Source organism: Halanaerobium sp. (genome assembly GCF_003070835.1).
Genome location: NZ_QBLR01000123.1, coordinates 1 through 10020 on the forward strand (window position 1 = coordinate 1; position 10020 = coordinate 10020).

Genomic DNA, 10020 nt, shown 5'->3' on the forward strand with positions numbered 1-10020 from the left:
ATATAATAATTTTAAATAATGGTTAGTAATTTTAAAAAAAGTTAAATTGATGAGGGAGTTTAAGATGGGAAAAAAAACAAATAAAAAGATTGAAGAAAAAATAAGAAATATCGCTAAATACTTAAATCAATACACAAAAGACCACCTTAAATGCTATAATCTTACTTTGGGAAGATTTCATGTTTTAAGAGTAATTATCGAATCACAGCCTGTTAGTATGGGTGAGATTCATGAGGAACTTCATATGGCAAATAGTACTGTTACTGTTATCGTTGACTATCTTCATGAAGCAGGATTAGTTAAAAGAAGAAGAGATGACAATGATCGAAGAGTTGTACTCTTAGAGATAACTGATCAGGGGCGAGAAATTATGGAGAGCCTTCTTAAAAAAAGACAGGATTTTATGGAAAAAGCACTTGTAGATATGGAAGATTCTGCCGAAGAATTAGCTCAGCTTTTAAGCAAGTTACTGGATAAAATTGAAGAAATATATCAACCAGATAAATAGATAAGTTGAGGAGGAGAGTATTTTGAAAAAAAGACTCTTATTTTTTTTAATTATATTTTTAATTTTATTTTCATATAATCCAACTTTGTATGCTCAAAGTGACCTTGCTATGTCAATTAGAAATCATTTACTGGTTATTGAAGAATATGAGGGGCTTTTCCCTGAAGGTGAAGAGGTTAGTTTTTACCGAGAATTAATCGAGTTTTATGATCAGCGCTATCATCGTTCAATTTGGTTTGATGGTGACCAGTTTAAAAAAGATCCTGAAGTTTTAATTGCTGAAATTAAAGATAGTTATGGAGAAGGTTTAAAGCCTGCAGATTATCATTTGGATTTTATTGAAAACTCAGTTAAAGATCCAGATCTTTTTACGGCTGATTCTCTAGGGAAAAAGGCCTTGCTGGAAATATTATTGACAAATGCCTATTTGAGCCTGGCCTCTGATTATTTAAATGGCAAAATTGATCCAGAAATTATTATAGAAGATTATAATCATCAGGATGATAATTTAGAAGCTCAAAAATTATTAAAGCTGCTGGTTGATGAAGAAAAGCTGGCCCAGATATTAGAAACTCAGCTGCCGACATCCTCTAATTACACTCAGCTTAGAGATAAATTATATCTGTACAGAGACTCGGGGAAAATTAAAGAGTGGCCTCAAATTAATACAGATGAGACTTTAGCTTTAGAGGCTGAAGGAAGGGCAGTGGCTCAGCTGGTGGAGAATTTATCGGCAAGAGCATATTTAAATTTAAAGAGTCTTGATAATAGAGATTATTTTAACCAGCGGGTTAAAAGATCTGTAGTCAGGTTTCAGCTGGATAATGGTCTAAATGCTGACGGGATAGTAGGCCGTAAAACCAGAAAAGCTTTAAACATTCCACTTGAGCAGCGAATTAAACAGATAATAGTTAACATGGAGAGATGGCGCTGGCTGCCGGAGAATTTAGGCAGCAGATATATTTATGTTAATATTGCTGACTATAATTTAAAGCTTTATGAAAATAACCAGTTGAAGATGGAGATGAAAACAATAGTTGGGCAGGAACAGAGGAGTACTCCAGTTTTTAGTGATGAAATTGATTATCTTGTTTTAAATCCTTACTGGTATGTTCCAAAATCAATTGCAGTAAAAGATAAATTGCCGCTAATCAAAGAAGATTATAGATATCTTCAAGAAAACAATTACTCATTATTTCAATATACCGGAAATAATAATTTGAAAGAGATAGATCCAGCAGAAGTTGACTGGTCAGAAATTGATAAAGACAACTTTAATTATCTTTTAAGGCAGAATCCGGGTGATGAAAATGCACTGGGAAGAGTTAAGTTTATGTTTCCCAATCGCTTTAGTATTTATTTGCATGACACTCCCAGCAAGTACCTTTTTTCCGAAACAGAAAGAGGATTTAGCTCTGGCTGTATTCGGATTGAAAAACCGGTGGATCTGGCAGAATATTTATTAAAAGATCAGGAAAAATGGGATCGTCAGGCAATCGAAGCAGAAATGAAAAAAGATAAAGAAAAGACAGTTTATTTAAATAATCCAATTAAAATTTATCTGCAGTATAATACAGTCTGGGTAGATTCTCTAGGTAATTTAAATTTTAGAGAAGATATATATGGACGCGATCAAAAAATAATTGAAGAATATTTTCAGCAAAACAATTAACAAAAAATTAATTAGAGTAAAAGGAGCAAAAACGATCTAAATGAAAAAATTATTTTATCTATCAATAGCAGTACTTTTTATATTAATCAGCAGTTGTTCAGTTGGTGCAGAAGCTTTTACAGAAGATCATGCGGATTTTTCTATAGTTTATGATGAACTTAAAATTCCGCTAAAAACTTTCAGCATATTTGTGCTTCCCCGGGAAGAAATTGAAGTAAAAATAGCCGAAGAAGATAGAAATCAGCAGTATATAATTGAGCTTGGGGGCAAAAAATATGAGAGCGGGAGTTCTTTTAGTTGGAAAGCACATGGAGAAAGTGGTCATTATCCGGTTACAATTAGCAGAAAAAATGCTTCTGGAAAAAATTCTGAGATTAAATTAAATGTCTTTGTACTACACCCGTATTCAGAAAAAGAGGGTGAATATATATATGGCTTTAAAATTGGTAATTATCCAGCAGCTCCTGCAGACCAAAAAGAGGATTATTCTAAGCCAAAAGGGTTTTTAAAAATTGAGCAATCAATACTGGATTTAAATTTAACTCCTCATTTTAAGGTCGAGAAGTTTTTAACAAATCAGAGTGACCAACTGCCTCAATTTATTGTGATTCAGGAATCATTACTTTTAAAGTTAGAATATTTTTTAGCAGAGGTTAATAAAGCGGGTTATCCTGCCGAAACTTTTGGGATTGTAAGTTTTTATCGCTCACCTTATTTTAATAAAAAGATTGGTAATGATACCCATTACAGCCGTCATCTTTATGGTGATGCTGTTGATATATATATAGATAACAGGGGTAATGAGTGGATGGATGATCTAAATGGTGATGGTAAATTAGACATAAAAGATGCGGATGTTTTATTTAAAATAGCAAAGAAATTTGATCAGAAGGAGAAATATGCTGATCTTCAGGGTGGTTTGAGTAGTTATCATGCTAATGGTGTGAGAGGATCTTTTATTCATATTGATACCAGAGGTATCCATGTCACCTGGTAATTCAATATAATATTTTTGGAAGCTTAGCTAAAATTATGTTAATTAAGTGGGAGGTTATTAAGTTGTTAATTGGAGATATTATTTCAAAAACAGCTGCAGAAAAAGGAGATAAAATCGCTGCAGTTCTTGATGACAAAAAAGTTACATATCAGGATTTAGAAAAGCAAAGTAATCAGCTGGCACACGGCCTAATTGATTTAGGGATAAAGCCTGCAGATATGGTGAGCATTATGCTGCCCAATAGTATTGAGTTTTTAACTGCTTATTTAGGGGTTATTAAGTCGGGTGCTACAATGGTACCTCTAAATATCAGTTTTAAAAAGGCAGCTGTTGAATATATTTTGAATAATTCAGAAGCTAAAATAATTATCAGCTCAAAAAAGTTTTTGCCTTTAATTAAAGACTGTGATTTGGATTATCTACAAAAAATAATTTTAGTCGATGGTGAAAAGTCTGATGATTATCTGGCTTTATCTGAACTGGCAGACCAGCAAAGCACCCTACCTGAATTAAAAGAGATTGATCAGGAATATACGGCGGCCTGTCTTTATACTTCGGGAACGACCGGTCAGCCTAAAGGAGCAATGCTGACTCATCACAACCTGATTTTTGATACCCAAAAAACAATTGAACATTTAAAGGTTGATGATAGTGACCGCTATATTTGTGTGCTGCCGATGTTCCATGCTTTTGCAGAAACTGTCTGTATGCTGATGCCCCTCTTTTTGGGCGCAGAAATAGTAATTGTAGATAGATTTTTACCTGAAAAAGTATTAAAAACCATTCAGGAAGAAAATGTAACATTTTTTGCCGGAGTACCGACAATGTATTCCGCTCTCTTAAATGTTAAAAATAAAGATGAATATGATCTTTCTCATTTAAATCTATGTATTTCTGGTGGAGCAGCAATGCCCCAGCAGACAATGGAGGATTTTGAAAAAACATTTAATGTAAAAATTCTTGAAGGTAATGGACCAACCGAAACTTCTCCGGTTGCTTATGTGAATCCGGTAGATGGAGAAAGGAAGTCCGGTTCTGTTGGTTTACCAATTCCAGAAACAAAAGTTAAGATTGTAGACGAAAATGATAAAGAGCTCGAGCGAGGAAAAATTGGTGAGATTGTTGTTCAGGGAGAACATGTAATGAAGGGCTATTTTAAAATGCCTGAGGCAACAGAAAAAACTCTGCGCGGTGGCTGGTTACACACTGGTGATTTAGGTAAAATGGATCAGGACGGCTATGTTTATATTGTTGACCGCAAAAAAGATATGATTAATGTTGGAGGAATGAATGTTTATCCAAGAGAAATAGAAGAACAGTTATATAAACATCCTAAAATTAGAGAAGCAGCTGTAGTTGCAACCAAGGATGAATTAAGAGGGGAAATCCCCAAAGCAGTTATTGTCCTAAAGGAAGGCGAAAAGGCTGATGAACGGGAGATAAAAAAATACTGTCAGCAGTATTTCGCTAATTATAAAGTTCCAAAACTGGTTGATTTTCTGGATGAATTACCAAAGAATGCAACCGGAAAAATTGATAAAAAATCATTAAGTGATCTTTAAAGAGTAAAAGCTTCCCCTTCTTTTTTTAGGAGGGGGATTTTCTCTTTTTGTGTCCTTAGCTGATTAATTTAAAATATTTAAAGCGGAGGCGATTAAAATGACAGTTGATTATGAAAATCTTCGCCTGGAAATGGTTAAAGAGCAGTTAGAAAAAAGAGGAATTAAAGATCAATCCGTACTTGAAGCCTTTAAAAGAGTTCCTCGCGAAAGGTTTATGCTGGATGAAAATAAGGAACTGGCCTATGCAGATGGTGCTCAAACAATTGAAGCAGGTCAAACCATCAGTCAGCCTTATATTGTTGCTAAAATGCTGGAGGCACTTAATTTAAGTCCGACAGACAGGGTTTTGGAGATTGGGACAGGCTCAGGTTATGCAGCAGCACTACTTGCTGAGATTGCTGGAGAAGTTTATACCATAGAGAGAATAGAGAAACTTGCAGTCAAAGCCAGAAATCTGCTTTCAAAATTAAATTATGAAAACATCAGAGTTAAAACAGGAGACGGAACCCTTGGTTGGGAAGAATATGCTCCTTATGATGCAATTTTAGTTTCGGCAGCAGCTCCCTATCTGCCTGAAAAATTAAAAATACAGCTTAATAAAAAAGGTCGGATAATAATTCCAATCGGGGAGCGGGGAGGTATTCAGCAGTTAAAGCTTTATACCAGAAGGTATAATGGAAATTTAAAAGAAGAAGACCTAGAGTATGTTAGATTTGTACCTCTTTTAGGAGAAGACAGCTGGAAATAGGAATCTTAGACAGCCAGTAACCAATTTATTTCTAGTTACAATAGAATATAAAAAGTAGATAGGAGTGGAGTATTTTAATGGCAGCAACAATAACATCTTTTTCAGTTTATTTAGTATTTTTGATGAGTATTGGAGTTTATTTTTACAGGAAAACAGCAAATCTTGAAGATTATTTAATATTGAATATACGGCAGCAGTAATTTTTGGTGGGCTGGCTATAGTTTTATATACTTTTTTAGGAGGATTTATGGCAGTCTCCTGGAATGATTTTTTTCAGGGGATTCTGATGTTTTTTGCAATTACAATTGTACCGGTAATTGCTTATGGTGAAATTGGAGGCATGAGTGAGATTACAGCAATGACTGCAGAAAATGGTGTTTCACTTTCTCTAATGCCGGAAGGCTTTACTATTACAGCAGTTATATCTGCACTTGCCTGGGGGCTTGGTTACTTTGGACAGCCGCATATACTGGCACGTTTTATGGGGATAGACACTATTAAAAAAGTTGCCCCGGCTTGAAAAATTGCGGTTATCTGGGTTGCAATTTCTTTAAGTGCAGCGGTACTGGTAGGAATTATTGCAGTACCAATGTTTCCAAATATAGCAGACAGTGAAAAAGTCTTTATTGAAATGATTGCCGCTATTTTTAATCCCTGGCTGGGAGCTGCTTTTGGACCGGCAGTATTATTTTCACTTTTTTCAAAAAAAGCATCCTGGCAGTCAATTTTAGCAGGAATGATTACAGGCACGGTTACCTTAGTTATTTGGAAAGAAAGTGGTCTGGGTGCTCAATTATATGAGATTATTCCCGGATTTTTTGTTAATATTATAGTAATTTTGATAGTTAATAAATTTTATGCTCAGCAGGATGATGAAATATTAGCTGAGTATGAAGAGGTAGAAAAAATTTATCAGAGAGATATTTAACTCATAAATATAGAGAGAAAGGATGATAGGATGCGCATTTATTCCTGGAATGTTAATGGAATAAGAGCAGTTAAAAGAAAAGGATTTTTAGACTGGATAGCCGAAGAACAGCCAGATATACTGGGGCTGCAGGAAATAAGAATTCAGGATCATCAGCTAAAAAATAAATTACGGAATATAGATGATTATTATTCTTATTTTACCTTTGGTGAGAAAAAAGGCTATAGTGGGGTTGCTCTTTATACAAAAATAGAACCGATGGAGGTCTGGCATGGACTTGGTATTAAGAGGTTTGACCGGGAAGGCAGAGTTATTACGGCAGAATTTGAAGACTTTTATCTGCTTAATATTTATTTTCCCAATGGCAAAAGAAGCAAAGAAAGACTCAACTATAAGCTTGATTTTTATGATGCTGTTTTTGATTATATTGAGGATTTAAGGAATAACGGAAAAGAAGTTGTAGTTTGTGGTGACTATAATACAGCTCATCACTCGATAGATCTTCATGATCCTGATTCAAATGAAAATACTTCCGGTTTTATGCCGATCGAAAGAGAGTGGCTTGATAAACTCGAAGATCATGGGTATATAGATACCTACCGTCATTTTCATCCTGAAGAGGAGACCTATTCCTGGTGGAGCTATAGAACTAGAGCTCGCGAGAGGAATGCCGGCTGGAGGATTGATTATCATTTCATTTCCGAAGGTCTGGAAGATAGATTAGAAAGTGCGGATATTTTAACTGATGTTATGGGATCAGATCACTGTCCGGTAACAATTACTCTGGATTTAGAATAAATAAGATAAACAAAAAAGCAGCTCCACTTTAATAAAAAGCTGGAGGCTGCTTTTTTGTTTATAAATTGATTTTTAGCTGTTTATAACATTTAATTGATTTCAGCTATTTTCTTTTTATCCTTATTTAAAAAGAAGACGGCAATTATAATTCCAATTACTGCAATAATTAGGGTTGGATAAAACACATATTTATAACTCCCCAGTATATCTCTAATCTGACCGGAAAAGATATTTCCAATTACAGCCCCAACTCCATAGGCAGTAAATAAATAGCCGTAATTTCTGCTGTAATTTTCCTTGCCAAAAAAGTAAGAGGTAGCAGCAGGTGCAATTGCCAGCCAGCCGCCCAGATTGAGCCAGAATATTGCAAAAGCAATAAAATAGAGGACTGGATTTGCAGAATTATTAATAATCATTAAAATTGAAGCCAGAATAATCATTAAAAAAGAGATCACAGCTGTAATTTTAGGCTTGAATTTATCTGTTAAGGCTCCAAAAATTGGTCGACCAATACCATTGAAGATTGCAAATAAAGACACATAAATTGAAGCAGTAGCAGAATCCAGATTTATAATTTCTTCTGCCACCGGGCCTGAAATTGCAATAGCCATTAAACCAATAATTGTTCCGATAACAAAGGTGGTCCAGAGAGCATAAAAGCTTCTGCTTTTTAACATCTTTTTAGGCCCAATATTCAATTTTGATTTAGCTTTGTTTTTTTTCTTAGAGATAGATTTTTTGCTTTCTGGAAATTTCAGCGGTAAAGCAAGTAAAGTAATTATTACTGCAAATAAAACACCTAAAACCTTAAAAGTGCTAAAGGCACCAAAATGTCTAATTAACCAGCTTGCTGCAGGTGCGGTCAAAAATGGTGATAAGCCAAAACCACCAAGAGTTAATCCGACTGCCAGTCCCTCTTTATCAGGAAACCATTTAGCAGCTACTGCCATCGGAGCACCATAGGCAATACCAACTCCAGTACCCCCAATTACCCCATAAGTAATAGTCAGGATTGTAATCGAAGAGGTGAAGCCAGATAAAAACCAGCCGACAGAAATTAAAAGACCACCTGCAATTGTCATCACACGGGGACCATATTTATCCATGTAATTACCGGCAAAAGGCATCCCAAGGGCATAAAAAACTAAAAAGATCATATAAGGTAAACCACTTTCAGTTGCACCAATATTAAAAGCTGTCTCAATTGGCTTTCGAAAAATACTCCAGGAATAAATTGTTCCCATACACATAAAGATAATAAGTCCTAACGGAATATAAATCCACCTACTCTTGTTCTCAGTTACTGAAGATGTCATATTTTTTAATTTCCTCCCTGTGATTAATTAACTTGATTTTCTAAGAATTTACAGTTAAGATATTATTGTAAAACAAAAGATTTAATATAGTTAAAATAATCATAACAAAAGCACTTAACTTTATCAAGTTAAATCATTTCAGTTTTTAGTTGGGTGAATTGCAAGTTGCATTGCACGGTTTTTTTGATTTTTTTAAATAACCCGTACCTTAAGCGTTTTTAGATGCTAAAGCTTAATTTCGATTTAAACAATTCATTTGAATTTCCGTAGTCAAACATTTTTCTAGGATAAGTATTTATAAATTCTTGAATCTTTTTTACCAGGGTTCTTTTGATTCCTTTAAAACTTGTGCCTTTTGGTAAGAATCGTCTGATAAACCGGTTAGCAACCTCATTTGAGCCTCTCTGCCAGCTGCTGTATGCATCACAATAATACTGGCTGGTTCTAGGAATGCTGCTGCCTGTAAAAGACTCTTCAATACCCTCATAATCTGCAAATTCTGATCCGTTATCTGTAGTGATCGTCTTGAAAGTTTCCCTAAAATTAACCACTCCAAATCGCCTTTCTATTCTATCCAGACCTTTTACCACTGATTCCGCTTTTTTGTTTGGTATTTTTTCTATGATTTCCTGTCTGGTTTGTCTTTCTGTTAAAACCAGTAAAAACGGTTCTCCTTTTTCTTTTAAACCCTCTACCAAATCCATCTCCCAGTGTCCAAATTCTTCTCTGGTATCAGCCTCTTCAGGTCTATCTCTAATTGTCCGACCTTCCTTGCGTCGCGTGGTGCTTGCACTTTCCTCTGGCCTGTCCTTTTCAGTTTTGTAATTACCGTGTAAAAGGTCATCTCTATCTATATTTAAAACACCTTTGTCAATATAGTTATAGATGGTTTTCCAGTGTATTTCTAGATCAAAATCATCTGATTCTTTAATATCTTTTGCCACTGCTGCTGGAGATCTTAATTTAAGTATTTGTTCCTCAATAAATTCTGCTAATTCATTATTTTTTCCTATTTTTAAATTCGGACCTTTATTTGAATTTTTAAAGGCATGTACTTTCTGAGCTAACTTCGGGACATACTCTTTTCTTGTAGTTCCATCACCATTTCTAAGCTCGACTTCACCCCGTTTTATTTCTCGACTTATTGTGGTTCTATGGCAGTTTAATTCTTTACCAATTTCAGTGTAATTTTTGTCCTGTATATTGTATAAATGACCAATGACTACACGATTTCCATAACTTAGGTGTTCACCTTTTTCATGTTCTATGTTATACTTATCTTGACACATATTCTGTACCCTCCTAATGTTTTTGTCGCTATTAACATTATACAAAAGGTACAGGTATGTGTCTATTTTTTTATCAAATCAGCCCGTGCATTTAATTATACAATTTATCTCAGTTTTTAGTTGCAGCCGATGGGGCTAATAGTAGAACAGCTAAATATTTGAATCGAGAGAAAAAAGAAATTATAAAAAATAAGGGAATAGC

At 34.7% G+C, this 10020-nt stretch carries 11 protein-coding genes; 9 read left to right on the plus strand and 2 right to left on the minus strand.

Annotation, left to right across the window (positions count from 1 at the left end; all coding sequences use genetic code 11):
- Positions 1–64 precede the first annotated feature (64 nt).
- The 9 genes from CI949_RS12245 (at position 65) to CI949_RS12285 (ending at position 7213) form a co-directional block, all read left to right on the plus strand.
- Positions 65–508 carry a MarR family winged helix-turn-helix transcriptional regulator gene (locus CI949_RS12245; RefSeq protein ID WP_108141579.1) on the plus strand — a complete coding sequence of 148 codons (444 nt, stop codon included), beginning with the start codon at positions 65–67 and terminating at the stop codon, positions 506–508.
- 22 nt (positions 509–530) lie between these two features.
- Complete coding sequence (locus CI949_RS12250; protein ID WP_290766945.1) at positions 531–2180, plus strand: murein L,D-transpeptidase; 1650 nt, start codon at positions 531–533, stop codon at positions 2178–2180.
- Positions 2181–2220: 40 nt separating this feature from the next.
- Positions 2221–3177: a peptidase M15A gene (locus CI949_RS12255; RefSeq protein WP_290766946.1), complete on the plus strand. Its 957-nt coding sequence runs from the start codon at positions 2221–2223 to the stop codon at positions 3175–3177.
- Between the two features lie 62 nt (positions 3178–3239).
- Entirely contained in the window at positions 3240–4739 is a 1500-nt protein-coding gene (locus CI949_RS12260) for a long-chain fatty acid--CoA ligase (protein ID WP_290766947.1), read from the plus strand.
- Between the two features lie 97 nt (positions 4740–4836).
- On the plus strand, positions 4837–5487 hold the full coding sequence (locus tag CI949_RS12265) for a protein-L-isoaspartate(D-aspartate) O-methyltransferase (protein WP_290766948.1): 651 nt from the start codon (positions 4837–4839) through the stop codon (positions 5485–5487).
- Positions 5488–5564: 77 nt separating this feature from the next.
- Entirely contained in the window at positions 5565–5687 is a 123-nt protein-coding gene (locus CI949_RS12270; RefSeq protein ID WP_290766949.1) for a hypothetical protein, read from the plus strand.
- 17 nt (positions 5688–5704) lie between these two features.
- Positions 5705–6007, plus strand: a complete 303-nt coding sequence (locus tag CI949_RS12275) for a sodium:solute symporter family transporter (RefSeq protein WP_290766953.1) — start codon at positions 5705–5707, stop codon at positions 6005–6007.
- A 69-nt stretch (positions 6008–6076) separates the two neighbouring features.
- Positions 6077–6415 (plus strand): hypothetical protein, encoded by a 339-nt coding sequence (locus tag CI949_RS12280; protein ID WP_290766950.1) that lies wholly within the window; start codon positions 6077–6079, stop codon positions 6413–6415.
- A 30-nt stretch (positions 6416–6445) separates the two neighbouring features.
- Positions 6446–7213 (plus strand): exodeoxyribonuclease III, encoded by a 768-nt coding sequence (locus CI949_RS12285; protein ID WP_290766951.1) that lies wholly within the window; start codon positions 6446–6448, stop codon positions 7211–7213.
- Between the two features lie 89 nt (positions 7214–7302).
- On the opposite strand, the gene CI949_RS12290 is transcribed toward CI949_RS12285, so the two are convergent.
- Entirely contained in the window at positions 7303–8529 is a 1227-nt protein-coding gene (locus CI949_RS12290; RefSeq protein WP_290766952.1) for an OFA family MFS transporter, read from the minus strand.
- A gap of 218 nt (positions 8530–8747) precedes the next feature.
- Positions 8748–9818: an IS30 family transposase gene (locus tag CI949_RS12295; RefSeq protein ID WP_133529481.1), complete on the minus strand. Its 1071-nt coding sequence runs from the start codon at positions 9816–9818 to the stop codon at positions 8748–8750.
- Positions 9819–10020 lie beyond the last annotated feature (202 nt).

Coding starts and splice junctions, on each gene's coding strand:
- CI949_RS12245 (WP_108141579.1), top strand. CDS start 65: ATGGGAAAAAAAACAAATAAAAAGATTGAAGAAAAAATAAGAAATATC.
- CI949_RS12255 (WP_290766946.1), top strand. CDS start 2,221: ATGAAAAAATTATTTTATCTATCAATAGCAGTACTTTTTATATTAATC.
- CI949_RS12265 (WP_290766948.1), top strand. CDS start 4,837: ATGACAGTTGATTATGAAAATCTTCGCCTGGAAATGGTTAAAGAGCAG.
- CI949_RS12270 (WP_290766949.1), top strand. CDS start 5,565: ATGGCAGCAACAATAACATCTTTTTCAGTTTATTTAGTATTTTTGATG.
- CI949_RS12280 (WP_290766950.1), top strand. CDS start 6,077: ATGTTTCCAAATATAGCAGACAGTGAAAAAGTCTTTATTGAAATGATT.
- CI949_RS12285 (WP_290766951.1), top strand. CDS start 6,446: ATGCGCATTTATTCCTGGAATGTTAATGGAATAAGAGCAGTTAAAAGA.
- CI949_RS12290 (WP_290766952.1), bottom strand. CDS start 8,529: ATGACATCTTCAGTAACTGAGAACAAGAGTAGGTGGATTTATATTCCG.
- CI949_RS12295 (WP_133529481.1), bottom strand. CDS start 9,818: ATGTGTCAAGATAAGTATAACATAGAACATGAAAAAGGTGAACACCTA.